The sequence below is a fragment of the Paenibacillus sp. SSG-1 genome (assembly GCF_002224835.1).
GTDB lineage: Bacteria > Bacillota > Bacilli > Paenibacillales > Paenibacillaceae > Paenibacillus_AQ > Paenibacillus_AQ favisporus.
This window is the reverse complement of record NZ_MBRK01000001.1, coordinates 4,178,900-4,198,003: the sequence shown is the minus strand read 5'-3', so window position 1 is coordinate 4,198,003 and position 19,104 is coordinate 4,178,900. Positions and strand designations below refer to the sequence as shown.

Here is a 19,104-nt window from a genome sequence, read left to right as displayed (position 1 = left end):
TTAACAGAAAGTGCGGTGTCATCATGTCCTCTTACAGAAAATTTGCATATGTTTACGATGAACTGATGGAAGATATGCCGTATCCCGATTGGCTCAGGTTTGCACGACAGGCCTGGGAAAAATACGGCATGCCGAAAAGTGTGGTAGAACTGGGATGCGGCACGGGCAGCATCACGATTCCGCTTGTGAACTCGGGGTTCGAAGTGACAGGGATCGACCTGTCGGCGGACATGCTGTCCGTAGCAAGGCGGAAGATGGAGAAGACGCCGCAGGGCAGCCGGCTGTTCCGGGAGGGCTCCATCCGCTGGGTGCAGCAGGATATGCGTGCCTGGGAGCTGCCCGAGCCCGTCGATGCGGTCATTTCATTTTGCGACTGCATCAGTTACCTGCTGGAAGAGGCCGATATCGTCGCTACCTTTAGACAGACCTACAATGGGCTGAAGGAAAAGGGGATCTTCGTGTTTGACGTGCATCATCCGAATACGATCATCCGCTATGACGAGGAGCAGCCGTTTGTATGGGACGACAAGTCGGTTTCGTACATCTGGACCTGCGACCTGGACGCGCCGCGGTGCGAAATCGAGCATCATTTGAGCATCTTTGCGAAGGAAGAAGACAGCGATTTGTACCGCCGCTTTGAAGAAGTGCACGTGCAGCGGGGCTATGATCCGAAATGGATGAAGAGCGAACTGCTCAAGGCCGGATTCCGGGACGTGCAGACGTATGCCGACTTTGAGTGGGTGGAAGCGGACGACGAGGCGCAGCGGCTGTTTTTCGTCGCGGTCAAATAGGCTGAGAATATCATGTCCTTGCAAAGCATCTGGTCTATATTGGAGAGGATGCTTTGCGGGATTTTGCCTCGGAACGAAGGTTCCGGGGCTATTTGCGGCTAATAGTATAATGGGAGATGCCTACATGGAGGCATCGTCTTCAACAAATTCAAACAGAAACGGAGAGAACATGATGAGTTTGATGGATCTACAAGGAAAAACGGCGGTCATTACCGGAGCGGGCAAAGGAATCGGCTTGGCGATTGCTGAGCTGCTGGCCAAAGAAGGCGTAAATCTGGGCCTCATTTCCCGCACCGCCTCCGATTTGGATGCGCTGAAGGCTTCGCTGGCCGGTGAACACGGCATCCGTGTTGCGACCGCAGCGGCGGACGTATCAAAGCGGGAGGAAGCGGAAAGCGCGGTGAGTGCGCTGAAGGCAGAGCTCGGCACGATCGATATTTTGATTAATAACGCGGGCATCGCTTCGTTCGGGACCGTACTCGAAATGGATCCGGCCCAGTGGGAACAAATCATTCAGGTAAACCTGATGGGTACATATTACATGTCCCGGGCCGTCCTGCCGGATATGGTGGGGCAAAACAGCGGCAGCATCATTAACATCTCCTCCACAGCCGGGGAAAAAGGCTTTGCCACGGGCTCCGCATACTGCGCGTCCAAATTTGCGGTCATGGGGCTGACAGAATCGCTGCTTCAGGAAGTGCGCAAGAACAACATCCGCGTCGTTGCGCTGACGCCATCCACCGTCAATACGGCGCTGGCCCGCGACAACAATCTGAAGGTCGGCGATGAGGACCGCATGATGCAGCCGGAAGACGTGGCCGAGCTGGCGCTCGCCACGCTGAAGCTGCCGCAGCGCGTATTTGTGAAATCGGCCGGCATCTGGACGACCAACCCGCAATAACAACATTGTACGGACTGTAAGCCTGTCTCTTATGGATCGGAAGCAGATCTGCCAAGAGGCAGGCTTTTTTTGGCAGGAACCGATTTCGATGTACCGCAAAGTACCTGAATATTAATATTGCAGCATAGTCCCACCAATGTGGGGCTTTTTTTGTGCGAAAAAGCTGGAGACGAGGCAAAATTTACGGTTACGGCGTTTATTTTTACAGAAGCTTTACCGTGCCTTAACCCTTGCAACTTGGCACCAAGTTAGACTGTCACTACAGACAGCCGAAGCGATGCAGCGGGCGTGAATCATCGGTTGTGGCGTCGGTTGTCTGCTTATCCAAGATAAGGTGGTGCTGAGCGATCAAGACGGAACTGCATTGTCATACGACCATTTCGGACGGTTCGTATTCATTTGAGGAATTGGCCGAGGCGGCATTGAATGAGAACATTGGCGTGCTGGCGGTCACAAACCACGATACGACAAAGGGACTTGTCGCCATGCTGGAACGGGGAAGAGACCTTGGCCTTGAAGTGATCCCGGGGATCGAAATATCCGCCTATGACATGGAAAGAGGCAGGAGGGTACATATCCTGGGCTATTTCATCGAGCCGGGGCATCCGGCTCTGGAGCAGCTATGTAGCCCGATGATCGCTAAGCGGCATGAAGCTTCCCGTGTGATGGTTGAACGGCTGATTGAGGCGGGGTACGGCATCACCTGGGACCAGGTTCTGCGGTATGCGGATGGGGGAACCGGCGTATACAAGCAGCACATTATGCACGCACTGATTGACAATGGCTATGCCAAATCTATATACGGTGAGCTGTACAAAAAGCTGTTTTCCCGCGGGGGGAACGGTGAGGAGCCCGGCATGGCTTACGTCCGGCTGGACTACCTTCACGCCCGTGACGCCATCGAGGCCGTCATTCAGGCTGGCGGGGTGCCGGTTCTGGCCCATCCTGGCCAATACGGCAACTTTGAATATGTCCGCGAGCTGGTGGGCATGGGACTTCAGGGTATTGAAGTGTGGCATTCGCTGCATGGTGCCGATGATGAGGAGCGGGCCATGGAGATTGCGCGCCGTTACGATCTCGTCATGACCGGAGGATCCGACTTTCACGGGTTCTATGGGGAGAAGGAGGTTCGGCTGGGAAGCAAAGATCCGGGCATTTCCTGTGTCGAAGAGCTCAAGAAGCGCAGACCGAAGTAAAGGGGGAACATTCATGGAAAAGCATTCGATTCATCGCCCTGCGGAAAATAAACGGCTGAGCCCGGATCCTGATATCCACGAAAGCGCGCATATTCTTCACAGCACGTTCGGATCCTGGACCTCCGTCGGTCCAGGCAATCAAATTATCGAATCCGATATCGGGGATTACACCTACACCATGGACGACGTGACGATCAACTACACGGAAGTCGGCAAATATACTTCGATTGCCTCGCATGTATGCATCAACCCGGTGGATCATCCCATGGAGCGGGTTACGCAGCATCATATGACTTACCGGAGAAGGGATTACGGTTTTGCCGGCACCGATGACGAGGCGATTTTCAACCGGAGGCGGGGCAACCGGGTAACGATCGGGCACGATGTCTGGATCGGTCACGGCGCGATCATCATGAAGGGGGTTCATATCGGCACCGGAGCGGTGATCGGATCCGGAGCAATCGTCACCAAAGATGTCGAACCGTATGCCATCGTCGTCGGCGTTACCGCCAAACCGGTCCGAAAGAGATTTTCGGAGGATGTCATCGCGAAGCTCCTGCAGATCGCGTGGTGGGATTGGCCGCGGGAGGTCATCCAGGAGCGGTTCGAAGAGTTAAACGATACGGATTCTTTTATCCGGAAGTACGGGGTTTAAAAGAGGAGGGTGAGCATAAGGGATGCATGACGAAATGGAGATCATGGATAAGCTCATAGCCGATATGGAGGCAGGCATCTATGAGCCGGATGACAAGCTGCCGTCGGAGAACGATTTGGCCAGGTTGTTCAAAGTGCCCCGCATGACGGCTCGAAAAGCTTACGAGAAGCTGCAGGACCTGGGGTATGTGTACTCCAGGCAGGGCAAGGGCAGCTTTGTCCGCGACCAGCATCAGCGCATCCCGCTCCTCTTTTCGGGTAACGAAAGCTTCAGCCGGAAGATGATCCACATGGGGTATGACTATCAGTCGCGCAACATTTTTTGCGATCCCATCGAGTATAACCACAAAGTGTATAAAGCGCTTGAAGCACAGCCGGAAGAGAAGGTATACCGCATCGGCAGGCTCCGTCTCATCGACAACCGTCCGATTGCGATTCACACGTCGTATGTGGCGGAGTCTATGTTTCCGGACATCGGACGGACAGGCAGGGACATTACCTCGATGTTCGATTTCTACCGGGGAAAAGGGTATACGGGGTTCGAGTCGATGAAGACGCTGCTCAGCGTGACCTATCCCGGCAGGAAAGAAAGGGAGCTGCTCGCCTGCACCAGCCTCATTCCACTGCTCGTCGTGGAGACCGGCTGTTTGGACAGCCAGACGAACAAGCCGCTGGAATATACGAGAATTATGTACCGGAGCGACTACTTTACGTACGAGCTCTAAAAGTGCGTGTTCAACAGCGGATTTTTTGAACAACCTCAAACAGGGAGGCCGGGAATGGATGAAACGAAGACGACGGACTGAGATTCTGGTAGAAGGCTCCAGGGAACTCGCCGCCCGTATGGCGCAGGCTATTGCAGACCGTTATGAGGTGAAGCTGGTCGAGCAGCCAAGCCAGGGACTGGTCATGGTCAAAGTGAGAGAGACCGCCAAGCGTAGCTTGTTCTATCTGGGGGAAGTGCTGGTGAGCGAATGCAAGGTGCAGGTCGAAGGCAGCATGGGCATCGGCGTGGTCAAAGGGCATGACCATGAGCTGGCCTATCAGCTCGCCCTCATCGACGCGGCGTATCAGGCCGGACTGCAGGAGACCAGGGCATGGGATCAGACGCTGCTGGACGAAGAAGCCCGGATCGCTGCTACGCGCAGCCAGGCTTTCGCCGAGATCGCCAAAACGAAGGTCGATTTTGAAACGATGGATGTGGATTAGGGGGAGAGAGTGATGAACTTCGACGCAGTTCATGATATACAGCGCGCCTACCGCAAAGTGGTAGATTCCATGTCGAGACCCGGCTTGATTTCGGATCTGACGGCGGAAGCGGCTAAGGCCGACGCACAGTGGGGAGGGCTACCCGTCACCTGGGTGCTCGCATTGATGCTGCTGGATACGGAGGTTACGTTCTGCATCTGCTCGCAGCGGGAAGCGGAACTTACGCGGCTCCTGAACCAGCTGACCTTCGCCGTCCGGACGGAGCCGGAGAAAGCGGATTACATTTTTGTCCTGCATGATGCCAAGGAAGGGGAGTTGCTGAAGGCTCTACAGAGCGCCAAAGTCGGTACGCTGGCCGATCCGCATGCCTCTGCCACTGTGATCGTGGAGTCGGGGGAGCTGTCCGGAGACTTTGAGCTGAGCCTCAAAGGGCCGGGCATCGAGGGTGAAAGCTTTGTCCGGATTCCGCTGGCTCCCGGTTGGCTGGAGGCGCGGGCGGAGAAAAACGCGGAATATCCCCTGGGAATTGACATGCTGGTCGTCGACAAAAACAACAAGCTGCTGTGCCTGCCCCGGACGACGCAAATCGAGGAGAGGGAGGTGCTTCTATGGGATATGTAGCGGTAAAAGGCGGAACGCTTGCGATCGAGGAATCCTTGAAGCGGATCAAATTCGAACGGATTAAGCAGGGGAAGGTACTGGACGTCACCCGCATTGAAGGCGGGATGAGAGGGCTGATCGATCAGATCATGTCGGAGAGCAGTCTGTACGACGAAACGCTGGCGGCGCTGGCGATCAAGCAGGCGGAAGGAAGCCCGGAGGAAGCGGTGTTTCTGCTGAGGGCCTACCGCTCTACGCTTCCCCGGAAGCATTATTCTCGAGCGGTGCACACCCGCGAGATGAGGGTTGAGCGGCGGATCTCCGCCAGCTTCAAGGACATCCCGGGCGGGCAAATTCTCGGCGCTTCGGTCGATTACAGCCACCGGCTCCTGGACTTTGACCTGATGCATGAAACGGATGGGGATGCCGCCCGGTGGCTGGAGGCGTTTGCGGGTGAGCTCGGAAGCTTGCCGGAGGCCGGCCGCCCGCCAGAGCTGATGAAGGTCATGGACTATTTGATCGAGCAGGGACTCATGGCCTGTCCCGTGGACGATCATACCGAACCGGATGACGTGACGCGCCGAAGCATCACGTTTCCGGCCAGCCGCAGCCAGAAGCTGCAGGTGCTTACCCGGGGCCAGACCGGGACGGTTACCTCGCTCGCTTACGCGGTCATCCGCGGATACGGCGTATCGCATCCCACTGTCGGCGAGCTGCGGGTCGGGCGAGTTCCGGTATGCATCGATGATCCACTCGGATCCAGTGCAGATGCTGAGGACAGCTATTATATCGGGGAAATCAAGGTAACGGAGGCGGAAATGCTCATGTCTGCCTCGGTGGTGAAGGAGCAGGGCGGGAAGGAATTGTCCTTTGAGATCGGCTACGGGCTCTGTTACGGGCAAAACGAGACCAAGGCGATTGCCATGGGCATTTTGGATCACAGCCTGGAGCAGGGAGACAGCCGCTTTCCGACCCAGGATCAGGAGTTTGTGCTGTACCATATCGATTCCGTGGAATCCACCGGTTTCATGTCCCACTTGAAGCTGCCGCATTACGTCACGTTCCAGTCCAAAATGAACGACGTGCGGAAAACGAAGACGACTGCGACGACGCCTGAGGCGGACGAAACAGAGGAGGTGGAGGAGCTGTGCAAATAAACTACAATTTCGCGTTTTTCGACGAGGGCTCCAAAAGGGAAATCCGCAGAGCGACGCTGAAGGCGATCGCCATTCCGGGGTATCAGGTTCCTTTTGCCTCCAGGGAAATGCCGATTGCCAGGGGATGGGGAACCGGCGGACTGCAGCTCACCCTGTCATTGGTTGGTCGAGAGGATATAGTCAAGGTAATTGACCAAGGCTCCGATGAGTCCGTTAATGCCGTCAGCATCAAGAAGCTGGTCCGGAACACGACGGATATCCGCACGACGGATGAGACGGCGGAGGCGACGCTGATTCAATCCAGGCACCGCGTTCCGGAAATTCCGCTTCGGGCGGGTCAAATTTTGGTGCTGCAGGTGCCCATGCCGGAACCGCTGCGGATGTATGAACCGCGGGAAGCCGAGACGAAGAAGCTGCACGCCGAAAAAGAATACAGCGGTGCCTGGCTCATGCTGTTCGAGCAAATTATGAATTACGGCAGCATGACGACCGGCGCTGACCACCCGGTGATGGTCCATGACCGGTATGTGATGGCACCAAGCCCGATCCCCAAATTCGACAATGCGAAGCTGAATGCTTCCGAAGCGCTCATTCTGCTCGGGGCCGGACGGGAAAAGAAGATTTACGCGGTGCCGCCTTACACCAGGGTCGTATCTCTTGATTTTGAGGACTACCCATTTGAAACGGAGTCTTATAAAGACCGGTCCTGCAGGCTATGCGGAGCTACCGGCGTGTTCATGGATGAACTGTACGATGATGCCAGCGGCACGGCTTATTTTCAATGTAATGATACGAGCTACTGTTTGGAGCGGATGAATGAACAATCGTGGCGGGAAGGTGCTGAGAGCCGATGATCCAGACGGAACAACCGATGATTTCCGTAAAATATTTAAACAAGCAGTTCGGGCCGGGCTGTCCGCACTGCATGAATCCGGGCAGCCGGAAGCTCTACAAAAACTTTTGCACCGTCTGCCATACCGTGTATTCCTGCCAAGACGTGTCGTTTGACCTGTACCCGGGCGAAATCATTGGGGTGGTGGGGGAAAGCGGCAGCGGAAAATCCACCATGATGAGATGCCTCTATTTTGACCAGGAGGCGACGAGCGGCGAAGTCTATCTCCAGGCTTACAAAGACGGTTCTCGAAACCTGTTTGCAGAGTCGACGCAGCAGAAGCGTTATATCCGGAATCACCTCATGGGAAAAGTGTACCAGAACCCGATGCTCGGTCTGCGGATGGATTTCACCTCCATCGGCAACATCGCGGAGAAAATGATCGCGGCGGGCAGCCGCCGCGTCTCCGAGATGGAAGATCGGGGCATGGAGCTGCTGGAAAAAGTCCATATCCCGCTTCACCGGATCAAGGAAGCGCCTAAGCATTTTTCCGGGGGGATGCAACAGCGGGTCCAGATTGCCAAAGCGTTGTCGAACCGTCCCCCGGTGCTGCTGCTCGATGAAGTGACCACCGGCCTCGACCTGTCTGTTCAGGCCAGCGTGCTGGATCTGATCAAGGCGCTGCAAAGGGAGCTTGGCATCAGCATCGTGCTTGTCTCCCATGACCTCGGCGTGGTCCGCATGCTCGCCGACCGGACACTGGTCATGCTTGACGGGAAAGTCGTGGAGGAAGGCTTGACCGATCAAATTTTGGAGGACCCGCAGGAAGCTTATACCCAGCAGCTGGTTCACTCCCTGTTATAGCTTATTTTCGAAGGAGGAGTCGCCTTTGTATCTCATTACGAACGCACGCATTATCACGGAGGAAGGGGTTCTGAGCGGATACGACCTGCTTATTCAGGGAGACCGCATCGGCAGAATCGCCCCGCATGGCGTCATTGCTGTGGATACGCAAACGGAGGTCTTGGACGCCGCAGGCGGGTATCTGTCCCCGGGGTTCATCGACATTCATTCCGATTACATTGAGCATATGGCTGCCCCGAGGCCGACATCGCTGATGGATTTTCGACTGAGCCTCAGGGAAACGGAAAAAGAGCTGATCACGCACGGCATTACGACGATGTTTCATTCCTTGTCCATTTTCAGGGGGTCGGAGTACAAATACCGCCCGATCCGCGAGCCGGAAAACGTGCGCAAGCTGCTGGAGCTGATCGAGGAATCGCATACGAGCCAGCACTTGGTGCGCCACCGTTTCCACGCGAGGTTTGAAATCGATAACCTGCTGGAGGTAGACAATCTCAGAAACTACATTGCCGAAAAGAAGGTTCACCTCGTTTCGTTTATGGATCATACTCCCGGCCAAGGGCAATACAGGGATCTGGAGATTTACAAGGCCACGGTGAAAGGCTATGACGATATGACCGATGAGGGTATCGACGAGTTGATCCGGAAGCACCAGAGCAAGGAGAAAATGACCATCGAAAGCATCCGCGAAATTGCCGGACTGGCGCGGGAAGCCGGAATCGCGGTCGCTTCGCATGATGACGACTCTCTCGATAAGCTGGAGCTCGTCCAGGGCTTCGGCGCAACGATCAGCGAGTTTCCGATTACGCTGGAGATTGCCCGGCGGGCCAAACAGCAGGGCATGTACACCGTGGCCGGTGCGCCGAACGTCATCCTTGGCGGCTCGCACAGCGGGAACTTGTCCGCAGCTGAGGCGATTCAGGAGAAGAGCATCGACATTTTGTGCAGCGATTATTATCCGGCGGCACTGCTTCACGCGGTATTTTACCTCGTGGACCGCTGCGGGCAGGAACTGGCCGACATGTTCCGCCTGGTGACGCTTCATCCCGCGCGGGCCGTCAATCTGGATCATGAAATCGGCTCGGTGCGCGAGGGGAAAAAAGCGGATCTGATCCTGATCGAGAAGATCGACGGGGATTTCCCGGTCATTACGGCCGTATTTGTGGACGGAAAGCTCATTCAGAGAACCCATTACAGGGATCATGAAGGGGGTAAAGGGATTGAACAGTCTACTCACGATCGAACACTTGTCCAAAACGTTCACTCTGTATAACCTGGATCAGCAGATCGAGGCCGCCGCAGACGTCAGCCTGCATGTGGACGAAGGCGAATTTATCGGCATTACGGGCAAAAGCGGGAGTGGGAAGTCGACCGTCCTCCGCTGTATTTACCGGACCTATCTCCCCCAGAAAGGGACCATCCGGTACCAATCGGCAGCGTACGGTGAAATCGATCTGGCCTCTGCACCGGACCGGGTGATGATCGACCTGCGAAAGCGTGAGATTGGCTACGTCTCGCAGTTTCTGAACGTCATGCCGCGGACGACGGCCCGGGAGCTGGTCACGCAGGCTCTGCTGGAAATGGGCAAGGATCCCCATCAGGCTGCCCGGGAGACAGAGCGCATGCTGGATCATTTTGAGCTGGATGCCAAGCTCCGCGACAGCTATCCCGCCACGTTCTCCGGGGGGGAGAAGCTTCGCCTCAACATCGCCAGAGCAATGGTGAAGCGGCCCCGACTGCTCCTTCTTGACGAGCCTACCGCCAGTCTGGACCATGCCTCCAAGGTCAAGGTGAAAACGCTGATCGAGCAGCTGATGCACGAGGGAACGACGATGCTCGGGATCTTTCACGACCTGGAATTTATGGAGGGCCTGTGCAGCCGTCAATACCATATGCAGGACGGCCGGTTTCATGAAGGCGGCAGACCGGAAGCCGCAGGTCGTTACTTAATAGATCAGAAAGTATAAGTTTCGGAGCCTTGGCTTCCTGATCTCGCAAGAAAGACTTCCTTTAGACGCGGTCTGTCTACTTTGAAGGTTACTGCGATGGACGTTTTTCTTACACAAACATGTCCCCCCGTTAATCTTCTGCTGACTGTTCATCTTCATCATGAAATTGTATCCCATTATCCAAGGAAAAAGGGGCGCTGAAACCATGAAAAGATCGATTTCACTTCTCTTGATGCTGATACTGGCCGTGACCGTTGCCGGATGTTCTTCAGGGGCGGCTTCATTAGGCCTGAACGTTGGCGGTTCGAAGGACAAAAATACCCTGACAATCGTGTGGTATCCGAACGAATCCGCAGCGGATTTGAAGGATGCGCGCGACGAGGTCGGAAAGATCGTGGAGCAGGCTACAGGCAAAAAAGTGGAGCATAAGATGACGACCGATTACAACATCGCCATCGAGGCGATTGCAAGCGGAAGCGCAGACCTGGCCTATATGGGCCCTCAGGGTTATGTGGAAGCAAGAAACAAGACCGAGGACGTGAAGCCGCTGTTCACCAACAGCGGGGAATCGGGAACGCTGGACGACGCCGTATATTATTCCTGGCTGAACGTCCGGAAAGGCGACGAAGGCGAGTTTAAAAGCGGGGACGGTTTTACCCTCGACCCTCTTCCCGGGAAAAAGTTCTCCTTTGTATCGAACAGCTCGACTTCGGGATTCAAGGTGCCGTCTGCAGGCATCATCAGCTATTTTGGAAAGATGGACAAGTACAAGGATTTGAAGGAAGACGATTTGATGCAGGGCGGCAAAGATAAATTTTTTAGCGACGTTCTGTTTGGCGGCTCCCACCAGGGTTCGGCGGTGAATCTCCTGACGGGTAAGGCGGACGTTGCTGCTTTTTGCGATACTTGCGTATCCAATTACGTGGAACTGGCGGACGGAACGGCCAATAAACCCGGGGCTGTCTATAAAGTCAAGGATGGCGCTGCTGAGCCTTTCAATACGCTCTCCGGAAAAGAGTTTGTGGTGATTTCCGTGACACCGGTCCTCAATTCCCCGTTTGTGGCGAACACGAAAACGGTGAGCGAGGATGAGCAGAAGAAGATTACCGAGGCGTTTACTTCCGATGACGTGACGCATAATCCGAAAATTTTCCTCCCCAAAGATTCCAAAGACAGCGGGCTGTTCAAGCAAAAAAGCGGGAATGAACGGTTCCTGCCTGTCGACGACGCCTGGTTCGAACCGATCCGCGAGCTGTCCAAATAACCGGCAGCCGGCTATGAACTCCATACCAAACCGCCTGGAGGTGTACGATGACTGCGTTATTGGAATTCAAGCATGTGTCCAAGCAGTATGGATCTGAAACACGGGCATTAACGGATGTAAGCTTTTCGGTGAGGAGTGGGGAATTTGTATCGATCATCGGCCCCTCGGGGGCCGGGAAATCGACACTGCTCCGGTGTATCAACCGGATGATCGATGCCAGCAGCGGAGAAATATGCATCGAAGGCAAAAATGTGCTGGAATTTCGCAAGAAAGAGCTGAAGCGGATGCGGACGAGCATCGGTATGATTTTTCAGCACTACAATCTGGTAGACCGGCTGAGTGTGATGGAAAATGTCCTGCACGGCAGGCTCGGCTACAAATCCACGCTTGCCGGCATGCTGGGGCTGTACCGTGAAGAGGAGAAGCAGCAGGCGTACCAAATTCTCGGCATTCTCGGCCTGGAAGAGCAGGTCTACAAGCGCTGCGACCAGCTCAGCGGGGGACAGAAGCAGCGGGTCGGTATCGCCAGGGCGCTGATTCAGGGGCCCAAAATGCTCCTCTGCGATGAGCCGATCGCTTCCCTGGACCCGAATGCATCCAAGGTGATCATGGATCATTTAAGGCACATCTCCACGAATTTGGGCATCACCGTGATCGTCAATCTGCATCAGGTGGAGACCGCCCTGAAATATTCCGACCGGATCATCGGGGTCAATCAAGGGAAAATCGTCTACAACGGAACACCGGGACAAATGACATCCGAGGAGCTCCAGCGAATTTACGGAAGCGAGAGGAGAGAGCAGCGTGCTGATCAAGGCGAGACGCAAGCAGGTTGATTACTTCACGGCCAAACGAAGGCATGCGTATTTGTTTTGGGGGCTTCTTCTGTTTGTAACCTATGCTGCAGCCGTACTGACCCAGTATGATTTCGTCCAGGGGCTGAGCTCCATCCCGGGCGCATTGGTATGGGGCGTCACCCATTTTTATCCCAATGCCGAATCTCTGGCCAAGTTTCCCGACGTTCTCCGCACGCTCGTCGAAACGCTGCTGATGTCCATCGCCGCTTCAACCGTCGCTTCGGTGTTTGCGCTCGTGTTCGCCCTTCTGGGCTCCCAGACGATCGGCGTTCACGCGGGGATTAAGCTGGTCAGCCGTTCGATCGCGACCGTATTCCGGAATATTGATGTCACGGCGTGGTCGATGATCCTTCTGTTTTCATTCGGGCAGAACGTGATGACCGGCTATTTCGCCTTGTTCTTTGGATCCTTCGGGTTTTTGACCCGCGCCTTCCTGGAGTCCATCGATGAGACGGGAGGCCATTCGGCGGAAGCGCTGCGGGCAACCGGGGCCGGTTATGTCTCCGTCATTTGCCAATCCGTCATCCCGGCGGCGCTGCCCCAGCTCATCAGCTGGATCCTGTTCATGATCGAAACGAACATCCGCAACGCGACGCTGATCGGCATTCTGACCGGCACCGGCGTTGGGTTCCTGTTCAATCTGTACTATAAAAATCTCGATTACAACGCAGCCAGCCTGATTGTATTCGTCATCGTGATCTCCATATTGGTCATCGAATTCACCTCGAATTATATCCGAAAGGTGATGATCGGATGAGCACCGAGGCCGTCGACAAGATGATTGCCGCCGAGCTCCATCTCCGTCCGGACCGAAGACTTCCGGGCATCCCGCTTAAGAAGCCTTTTAGCAAGACCAACTTAACGATCAGGCTGACCTTAATTGGGCTAAGCCTGCTGACCGTGCTCGCCTTCGTGAGCTTTGACTACAAAGGGATCCAGATCTTTCAAGGCATCTACGCCACGCTGCTGAACCTGAAGACGATGTTTCTGCAGCCCCGTTTGCACCATTTCACCTTCGCCGCCGCTTTGTTCGAAGTGCTGATTACGCTGGGGCTTGCTTTTCTTGCCACCTTGTTCGGAGCGGTTATTGCGCTGTTTCTCGGCCTGTTCTCAGCCCGCAATTTGTCATCGCCGTTCGCGTCCGCCGTCATTAAAGGCCTGGTCGCGTTCATCCGCGCGGTGCCTACGGTCATGTGGGTGCTGATTTTTGCCGTCGCAGCAGGACTTGGCAGCGTCGCCGCCGTCATCGGCATGACTTTTCACTCCATCGGTTATTTGATCAAAGCCTACTCGGAAGCCTTTGAAGAGATGGACAAGGGCACGATCGAAGCGCTGAAGTCCAGCGGTGCGAACTGGTGGCAAATCGTGTTCCAAGCCGTCATTCCGTCCTCCTTATCCTATTTGATGTCCTGGACGCTGCTCCGGTTCGAAATCAACTTCTCCGTGGCGGTTGCCATGGGAGCGGCCGCGGGGGCAGGGGGGATCGGATACGATATGTTTATGGCCAGCGGCTTTTACTTTGATCTGCAGGAAATCGGAGCGATCACCTACTTTATTCTGGGCTTTGCCATTCTGCTGGAGATCGCCGCAAACCGTGCAAAGCGGAAGCTCAAGCAGGGAAAATAACAGGCAGCCGCAGGGTGTGCGTCTCCATTGGGATCGGCCGCCTGCACAAATAAAGAACCTTGGACAGGGAATGTCCAAGGTTCTTTGTGTCCGAAGCGCGTAACGCTTGCGGACGGTCCTCCAAACGGATTACCGGTGTTCGATCAGATCGATCGCACCCAGTACGATGTGGGCCAGACCGAATCCGACAATCCCCGTGGCGGCAAGCTTATACTTGCTGCCCAGCAGTGCGGCGCCGGAAGCGGTAACTACAGTTCCAAGAACGGCAGGAATCATTCCTTCACGCATGACGACACTCCTTTGGCTGTTGGTTTGGATAGACAAAGGTTATTTTTGTTTACCGTCCGGCGAATTATTCACCGCCAGCTAACATGGTGGGGGTGGAATTCAGGCCGATATGTAGATTTTCCCAATGGCATATTTGACATACTTGCTATACAATGGCTTAGCACTGCTATTTTCCGCATCCCTGTTAAACATTGGAGTTTGTATACATATTCAACATATCAAAAATAACATATTTACGCGAAACCGGCCTGTTACTACACTTTTTGTAAACGCTAACAAACAAAGCGCAGCAGCAGCCGATACCATCCTTCACCCAGAGCTGCGGAGAAAAAGCGTGGAGTAGGCTTTAGTCCGAATTCAAGGGGGGAAACTCCGAAGGGCCAACGTAAAGCCGCGCACAACAATGAACAGGAGGAATCATCTGATGAGAAAACGTTTAAAGCCTTGGGCCATCGTATTGTGCCTGTCCATGGTCGTCTCGCTGCTGGCCGCATGCGGTTCCGGCTCGAAAGATAGCGGGGACGGCGGTCAAGCCTCCGGCTCGGCGGAGAGTGTACACAAGGAGGGCTTCCCGATCGTCGACAAGCCGATTACGCTGTCGGTATTTGCGCCTGACGTGGGCAGCGCCAAGTGGGATACGATGCAGGTATTTAAAGACATGGAGAAAATGACGAACATCAAGCTTACATTCCAGACGGTTCCGGTCGACAGCTTCGAGACCAAGAAAAATCTGATTTTTGCGAGCGGCGACCTGCCGGATATTTTCTACGCTTCGGCTTTGACGCCGGCTGAGCAGGTGACGTACGGAAGTCAGGGAACGCTGATTCCGCTGGAAAAGCTGATTGATGAATATGCGCCGAACATCAAGAAGCTGCTGGACGAAAATCCGGACGTGCGGAAGTCGATCACGACCCCCGACGGTCATATTTACGCCCTGCCTTACGTAGATAAAGGCGCGGTATGGTACAAGAGCCCGCTGTACTATAACGGCAGTTTCCTCAAGAAGCTTGGCGTAACCAAGCTTCCGGAAACGCCGGACGAGCTGTACGATTACCTGAAACGGGTCAAGACCGAGGATCCGAACGGCAACGGCAAGGCGGATGAAATTCCGCTCACGTCGACCAAGCTGAAGGATATCCGTGTGCAGATGCTGGGCTTCTGGGGCATCTATGACGAGGTGTATTATGCCGACAAGCAGGGGAAAGTTCACTACACACCGCAGGAGGAAGGGTTCAAAGAGTATCTGACCTTCCTGAACCGGCTGTGGAAGGACGATCTGCTTGACCATGAAACGTTCTCCCAGACCGACGACCAGAAGAAAGCCAAGGGCAAAAACAATCAGGTGGCCTTGTTCAACGACTGGCTGCCGTACTTTATGCTGGGCGGTGAGCCGAACACCGACAACCCGTTTATGGAGCCGCTGAAAACCGGCTTCCCGGACTCGCCGGTGGTGGCCAAGAATTCGGGAATTTCGAAGAACGGAACGTTTGCCATTTCGAGCACCAACCCTGCTCCGGAGGCAACGATGCGCTGGGTGGACTACCAGTACAGCTATGAAGGTTCTACGCTGTTCAACCAAGGGCCGGAAGGCGTGTTGTGGAAATACAAAGACGAGGCAAACCACGTCAAAGAATGGCTTCCGGTACCGGATGGAGGCGACCGCGAAAACTACCGCGGCAAGCTGACTCCGAACTACGGCATCACGACGCCGGGCGTCAGCCTTCCGGAAGTGAGCAAGGGGCTCCGTTCCGACATCGACGAATGGGTCGAAAAGGAGAACCAGGAGAAAATCTTGCCATATGCCAAAGTGCCGTATCCGAACGTATTCCTGACGGAAGAGGAACAAACCGAGGTGACTTCGCTGCTGTCGGACCTGAACAACTACGTCGAGCAGATGGAAGCCAAGTTTGTGACCGGGCAGGAGCCGCTGTCGAACTGGGACAAGTATAAAGCCCAGGTGAAGAAAATGGGCGGAGACCGCATCGTGGAAATCTATCAGGCAGCCTACGACCGTTGGGACGGTCAGGAATCCAAGTAGATCAGCCAGTGAACTATGCAACGCATAAAAAAGAAAGGTCGCCGATATGGCGGCCTTTCTTTGATAAATGGGGACTGATCTATATTGCACCTGCATCCCTTGCCGAATAGAACGACGGGTAAATTGGTCGATAGTGTAATTCATCTCTTATACGCGTTGTATCGACGACCATGTCCCATGGATCAAAATCCTGCTGCAGCGCTTCGCACGATATATCGCTATGATAAAGCTGAAGCAGCTCCGAAACCGAGATCGGGGCATCGTCGCCAACATTGTAGATTCGGCCATCGATACCTGGTGTGGAAGCTGCGAGCATCAGGGCTTGACTTACATCCGCATGGTGCGCCATAGAGAATCGTTTGGCTGGATTCCAATTACGCAATATCGGCAGAAATTCTGCGATATGGGGATCGCCATCACCATAGACAAATGGAAGCCGTAGAATTCGTACGCCTAATCCCTGTTCGTGATGAAGCCGCAGCAGTGCCGCTTCGGCTTCAACTTTGGATTGAGGATAAGGAAAGGCAGGCCTAGGCTCGTCATCTTCACGGTTGGGTCTCGAATGCTGCCCGGAACCGTACACATGATTGGTGCTGGAAAAAACAAACCTTGGCACTTCCGCCATGAGTGCAGCGCGAGCTAGAGCTATGCTGCCATCGATGTTTGAAATTCTGGTGGTATGTTCGTCTACACCACGGAACTGTGCTGCCAAATGAACCACTGCATCCGTGCCCCGGAGAGCATCAGCATAACTGTCCGGCTGCAAAAGATCGCCTTCTACAACGTCAGCCCCTTGCCGCTGAAGCCAATCCGCCTTGGCAGCGTCCCTAACCAGCAATTTAACGTGATGACCGCGCTGTAACATACGTGGAACAAAACGGCTTCCTACTTTACCTGTGGCTCCTGTTACGAAAAGGTTCATTTTCATATCCTCCTAAGTTTTTTAAACGGTATATCGGCAGTATAATAGAATGAGCCAGCAGCTACCTTCCTGCGTTTATCGTACGATTGAAAGTGTCAGGATAAGGAGGAGTTAATCATGGAAGGGACTTCTTCCGGAATGTCATTAGGTGAATTTTTGCGTTCGCGGCGAGAACGTCTTACACCAGAAGATGTTGGGTTAATATCCTACGGAAGACGACGCACCTCGGGCCTTCGAAGGGAAGAAGTTGCCCAGCTTGCCCATATTGGAACGTCGTGGTATACCTCATTGGAACAAGGCAGAAGTGTCAATCCATCAGAGGAAGTACTTCATAACATCGCCAAAGCGCTGCGTTTAACGGAGGATGAACGCCACCATCTCCATCTTCTTGCAAGACCGGTGCAACAGGAAAAGGTAGAAGACCAGCAATTAAATATTGGTTTGGAACGGGTAATAACGGCTCTTGAACCTAATCCGGCATTCGTAATCGGGAGATGCTGGGATTTATTGCTGTGGAACAAAGCAGCTGAGATCGTTTTTCGAATCCCGCCGCTTTTAAATCATATGCAGCTGAGACCCAATTGGATGAGACATCTCTTAATGGATGCCAAGCTCGGATCGGACATACAGGACTGGGAATCCAGAGTACAGGTCTTGATTGCACACTTTCGTGCAGATTACGCGCATTTTCCTAATGATACGAGGTTTAAAGAGCTTATTGAGGAATTTATGCAGAACAGCCCATTGTTTCGCGAGCTCTGGCCGCTGCATGACGTTCGGGCCGTAACGGATCGCCACAAACAAAGGTACGACCCTCGAATCGGAGAGATGGAGTTTGAACATGTGACCTTGCAATCGTCAGCCAATCCGGACGTGAAGATTATGATTTATACAGCTTCAGCGGATACGGCTGCGCGTCTGCAACGTATAATGAGCAATCTGGAGAATGGATAAGTCTATTGGCGTTTTATTCCCAACATGGCGTACCTGTAAATAAAAAACCTTCCCCATTTACATACCTGCCAAATTCGCGAGAAGCACACTTTTTCGCATGCGTCGGCAATCCCTGCTTCGATTCAGGCATACCAAGAGCGTTCCTCATCCCGATTAGCCCTAGCGAAATAAATAATGCTTCGATTTGGGCCACATACTCATTGGGCAGCGGAAAGTGCTTTCCGTACCAATCGATGTACTGCTGTCTGGCAGTGGGATGAATAAAGGTACAAGTGATGGCCAGGTCAGTGAGAAAAGGACCGATTCCGCACGCTCCAAAGTCAATGGGATGGGCAGCCCTGTCTGCAAACACGATATTGGGAGGAACGATATCGCCGTGCAATACACCCCAAGTCAACTTGTTTTTAGGGAGTGTGTCCAGCAAAGCCATCGCTTTTTCCCCGGCGGTTTCAAGAATCTGAACATCATGTGCCTCTAATAACCCTTCCCGCACCTGCTGCTTGAGCAGATCCAGCGCATGCTGTATGCGTTCACGATGAACCGTTGGCCGGATAAAAGACGAAGGGGGCTGCCACATACTGGCATGCTGATGCAAAGCTGCCGTCATTTCAGCGGTGGACTTCAATTCCTGATCGCTGGTAAAGTATTGTTTTTGCTCGCCTTCCACCCAACTGAGCATCGTGCAACTAATATCGTCCACTTGTGTAACATAAGAACCCAGCCGATTGCGTTTTGGCACAGGGAGGGTGAGATGGGTATCACGGTTAAGCGCATCCAGCCATACCAGCTCAGATTCCAGCACATCCCGGCGCGTCCACATGGTTTCAAGCGTACTGATTTTAGATTTGTGAACACGCAGGCTGTACACCAGCCCACGATGATCTTCAATTTTGAAAACCGCGGCGCCGCTTTGTGCTACGGGAGACACGGATACAGCATTTATATCGTACTGGGCAAGCGCATGCTGCGCGATGATTGCAAGATCCATTCGATTCACACCTT

At 54.1% G+C, this 19,104-nt stretch carries 21 protein-coding genes; 18 read left to right on the top strand and 3 right to left on the bottom strand.

The window, feature by feature from the left end:
• The first annotated feature begins 23 nt into the window (after positions 1-23).
• The 16 genes from BCV73_RS19485 to BCV73_RS19410 all read left to right on the top strand — a co-directional run bounded on the left by BCV73_RS19485 (position 24) and on the right by BCV73_RS19410 (position 13,900).
• Entirely contained in the window at positions 24-791 is a 768-nt protein-coding gene (locus BCV73_RS19485) for a class I SAM-dependent DNA methyltransferase (RefSeq protein WP_089548254.1), read from the top strand.
• Positions 792-972: 181 nt separating this feature from the next.
• On the top strand, positions 973-1,692 hold the full coding sequence (locus tag BCV73_RS19480; RefSeq protein ID WP_089550323.1) for a 3-ketoacyl-ACP reductase: 720 nt from the start codon (positions 973-975) through the stop codon (positions 1,690-1,692).
• A gap of 347 nt (positions 1,693-2,039) precedes the next feature.
• A complete protein-coding gene (locus BCV73_RS19475; protein ID WP_089548253.1) occupies positions 2,040-2,888 on the top strand; it encodes a PHP domain-containing protein in 849 nt (282 codons plus the stop codon).
• Positions 2,889-2,901: 13 nt separating this feature from the next.
• Positions 2,902-3,543 carry a DapH/DapD/GlmU-related protein gene (locus tag BCV73_RS19470; protein ID WP_089548252.1) on the top strand — a complete coding sequence of 214 codons (642 nt, stop codon included), beginning with the start codon at positions 2,902-2,904 and terminating at the stop codon, positions 3,541-3,543.
• A 22-nt stretch (positions 3,544-3,565) separates the two neighbouring features.
• On the top strand, positions 3,566-4,267 hold the full coding sequence (locus tag BCV73_RS19465; RefSeq protein WP_076169743.1) for a GntR family transcriptional regulator: 702 nt from the start codon (positions 3,566-3,568) through the stop codon (positions 4,265-4,267).
• Positions 4,268-4,325: 58 nt separating this feature from the next.
• Positions 4,326-4,751 carry a phosphonate C-P lyase system protein PhnG gene (gene phnG, locus BCV73_RS19460; RefSeq protein ID WP_089548251.1) on the top strand — a complete coding sequence of 142 codons (426 nt, stop codon included), beginning with the start codon at positions 4,326-4,328 and terminating at the stop codon, positions 4,749-4,751.
• Positions 4,752-4,763: 12 nt separating this feature from the next.
• Entirely contained in the window at positions 4,764-5,372 is a 609-nt protein-coding gene (gene phnH / locus BCV73_RS19455; RefSeq protein ID WP_076169745.1) for a phosphonate C-P lyase system protein PhnH, read from the top strand.
• Complete coding sequence (locus BCV73_RS19450) at positions 5,360-6,508, top strand: carbon-phosphorus lyase complex subunit PhnI (protein WP_089548250.1); 1,149 nt, start codon at positions 5,360-5,362, stop codon at positions 6,506-6,508. Before phnH ends, BCV73_RS19450 begins: the two co-directional genes overlap by 13 nt.
• Entirely contained in the window at positions 6,499-7,362 is an 864-nt protein-coding gene (locus BCV73_RS19445) for an alpha-D-ribose 1-methylphosphonate 5-phosphate C-P-lyase PhnJ (RefSeq protein WP_089548249.1), read from the top strand. Before BCV73_RS19450 ends, BCV73_RS19445 begins: the two co-directional genes overlap by 10 nt.
• Positions 7,359-8,204, top strand: coding sequence for an ATP-binding cassette domain-containing protein (locus BCV73_RS19440; protein ID WP_089548248.1), 846 nt, complete (start codon positions 7,359-7,361; stop codon positions 8,202-8,204). Before BCV73_RS19445 ends, BCV73_RS19440 begins: the two co-directional genes overlap by 4 nt.
• 25 nt (positions 8,205-8,229) lie before the next feature.
• Positions 8,230-9,477: a phosphonate metabolism protein PhnM gene (phnM, locus tag BCV73_RS19435; RefSeq protein ID WP_089548247.1), complete on the top strand. Its 1,248-nt coding sequence runs from the start codon at positions 8,230-8,232 to the stop codon at positions 9,475-9,477.
• Positions 9,425-10,171, top strand: a complete 747-nt coding sequence (locus BCV73_RS19430) for a phosphonate C-P lyase system protein PhnL (RefSeq protein WP_089548246.1) — start codon at positions 9,425-9,427, stop codon at positions 10,169-10,171. Before phnM ends, BCV73_RS19430 begins: the two co-directional genes overlap by 53 nt.
• 187 nt (positions 10,172-10,358) lie before the next feature.
• Complete coding sequence (locus tag BCV73_RS19425; RefSeq protein WP_089548245.1) at positions 10,359-11,417, top strand: phosphate/phosphite/phosphonate ABC transporter substrate-binding protein; 1,059 nt, start codon at positions 10,359-10,361, stop codon at positions 11,415-11,417.
• A 47-nt stretch (positions 11,418-11,464) separates the two neighbouring features.
• Complete coding sequence (phnC, locus tag BCV73_RS19420) at positions 11,465-12,253, top strand: phosphonate ABC transporter ATP-binding protein (protein ID WP_089548244.1); 789 nt, start codon at positions 11,465-11,467, stop codon at positions 12,251-12,253.
• Positions 12,225-13,031, top strand: coding sequence for a PhnE/PtxC family ABC transporter permease (locus BCV73_RS19415; protein ID WP_244169258.1), 807 nt, complete (start codon positions 12,225-12,227; stop codon positions 13,029-13,031). Before phnC ends, BCV73_RS19415 begins: the two co-directional genes overlap by 29 nt.
• The gene (locus tag BCV73_RS19410) at positions 13,028-13,900 is read left to right on the top strand and encodes a PhnE/PtxC family ABC transporter permease (RefSeq protein WP_481855795.1); all 873 of its coding nucleotides are present in this window, start codon (positions 13,028-13,030) and stop codon (positions 13,898-13,900) included. The genes BCV73_RS19415 and BCV73_RS19410 overlap by 4 nt, the downstream gene beginning before the upstream one ends.
• A gap of 129 nt (positions 13,901-14,029) precedes the next feature.
• On the opposite strand, the gene BCV73_RS19405 is transcribed toward BCV73_RS19410, so the two are convergent.
• The gene (locus BCV73_RS19405) at positions 14,030-14,188 is read right to left on the bottom strand and encodes an asparagine synthase (protein ID WP_076169753.1); all 159 of its coding nucleotides are present in this window, start codon (positions 14,186-14,188) and stop codon (positions 14,030-14,032) included.
• Between the two features lie 424 nt (positions 14,189-14,612).
• Between BCV73_RS19405 and BCV73_RS19400 the strand changes: the two genes are divergently transcribed.
• Complete coding sequence (locus BCV73_RS19400; RefSeq protein WP_089548243.1) at positions 14,613-16,226, top strand: type 2 periplasmic-binding domain-containing protein; 1,614 nt, start codon at positions 14,613-14,615, stop codon at positions 16,224-16,226.
• Between the two features lie 79 nt (positions 16,227-16,305).
• Here BCV73_RS19400 and BCV73_RS19395 read toward each other — a convergent pair whose 3' ends face one another.
• On the bottom strand, positions 16,306-17,148 hold the full coding sequence (locus BCV73_RS19395) for an NAD-dependent epimerase/dehydratase family protein (RefSeq protein WP_089548242.1): 843 nt from the start codon (positions 17,146-17,148) through the stop codon (positions 16,306-16,308).
• Positions 17,149-17,265: 117 nt separating this feature from the next.
• Here BCV73_RS19395 and BCV73_RS19390 point away from each other — a divergent pair, with 117 nt between their 5' ends.
• Entirely contained in the window at positions 17,266-18,102 is an 837-nt protein-coding gene (locus tag BCV73_RS19390; protein ID WP_089548241.1) for a helix-turn-helix transcriptional regulator, read from the top strand.
• Between the two features lie 13 nt (positions 18,103-18,115).
• Here BCV73_RS19390 and BCV73_RS19385 read toward each other — a convergent pair whose 3' ends face one another.
• Complete coding sequence (locus tag BCV73_RS19385) at positions 18,116-19,090, bottom strand: phosphotransferase enzyme family protein (protein WP_089548240.1); 975 nt, start codon at positions 19,088-19,090, stop codon at positions 18,116-18,118.
• Positions 19,091-19,104: the final 14 nt, after the last annotated feature.

Excerpts from the sequence above, each read along its gene's own strand:
- BCV73_RS19485 (WP_089548254.1), top strand. The coding sequence starts at position 24 with ATGTCCTCTTACAGAAAATTTGCATATGTTTACGATGAACTGATGGAA.
- BCV73_RS19425 (WP_089548245.1), top strand. The coding sequence starts at position 10,359 with ATGAAAAGATCGATTTCACTTCTCTTGATGCTGATACTGGCCGTGACC.
- BCV73_RS19410 (WP_481855795.1), top strand. The coding sequence starts at position 13,028 with ATGAGCACCGAGGCCGTCGACAAGATGATTGCCGCCGAGCTCCATCTC.
- BCV73_RS19465 (WP_076169743.1), top strand. The coding sequence starts at position 3,566 with ATGCATGACGAAATGGAGATCATGGATAAGCTCATAGCCGATATGGAG.
- BCV73_RS19400 (WP_089548243.1), top strand. The coding sequence starts at position 14,613 with ATGAGAAAACGTTTAAAGCCTTGGGCCATCGTATTGTGCCTGTCCATG.
- BCV73_RS19470 (WP_089548252.1), top strand. The coding sequence starts at position 2,902 with ATGGAAAAGCATTCGATTCATCGCCCTGCGGAAAATAAACGGCTGAGC.
- BCV73_RS19480 (WP_089550323.1), top strand. The coding sequence starts at position 973 with ATGGATCTACAAGGAAAAACGGCGGTCATTACCGGAGCGGGCAAAGGA.
- BCV73_RS19385 (WP_089548240.1), bottom strand. The coding sequence starts at position 19,090 with ATGGATCTTGCAATCATCGCGCAGCATGCGCTTGCCCAGTACGATATA.
- phnH (WP_076169745.1), top strand. The coding sequence starts at position 4,764 with ATGAACTTCGACGCAGTTCATGATATACAGCGCGCCTACCGCAAAGTG.
- BCV73_RS19395 (WP_089548242.1), bottom strand. The coding sequence starts at position 17,148 with ATGAACCTTTTCGTAACAGGAGCCACAGGTAAAGTAGGAAGCCGTTTT.
- BCV73_RS19390 (WP_089548241.1), top strand. The coding sequence starts at position 17,266 with ATGGAAGGGACTTCTTCCGGAATGTCATTAGGTGAATTTTTGCGTTCG.
- phnC (WP_089548244.1), top strand. The coding sequence starts at position 11,465 with ATGACTGCGTTATTGGAATTCAAGCATGTGTCCAAGCAGTATGGATCT.
- BCV73_RS19440 (WP_089548248.1), top strand. The coding sequence starts at position 7,359 with ATGATCCAGACGGAACAACCGATGATTTCCGTAAAATATTTAAACAAG.
- BCV73_RS19450 (WP_089548250.1), top strand. The coding sequence starts at position 5,360 with ATGGGATATGTAGCGGTAAAAGGCGGAACGCTTGCGATCGAGGAATCC.
- phnG (WP_089548251.1), top strand. The coding sequence starts at position 4,326 with ATGAAACGAAGACGACGGACTGAGATTCTGGTAGAAGGCTCCAGGGAA.
- BCV73_RS19405 (WP_076169753.1), bottom strand. The coding sequence starts at position 14,188 with ATGCGTGAAGGAATGATTCCTGCCGTTCTTGGAACTGTAGTTACCGCT.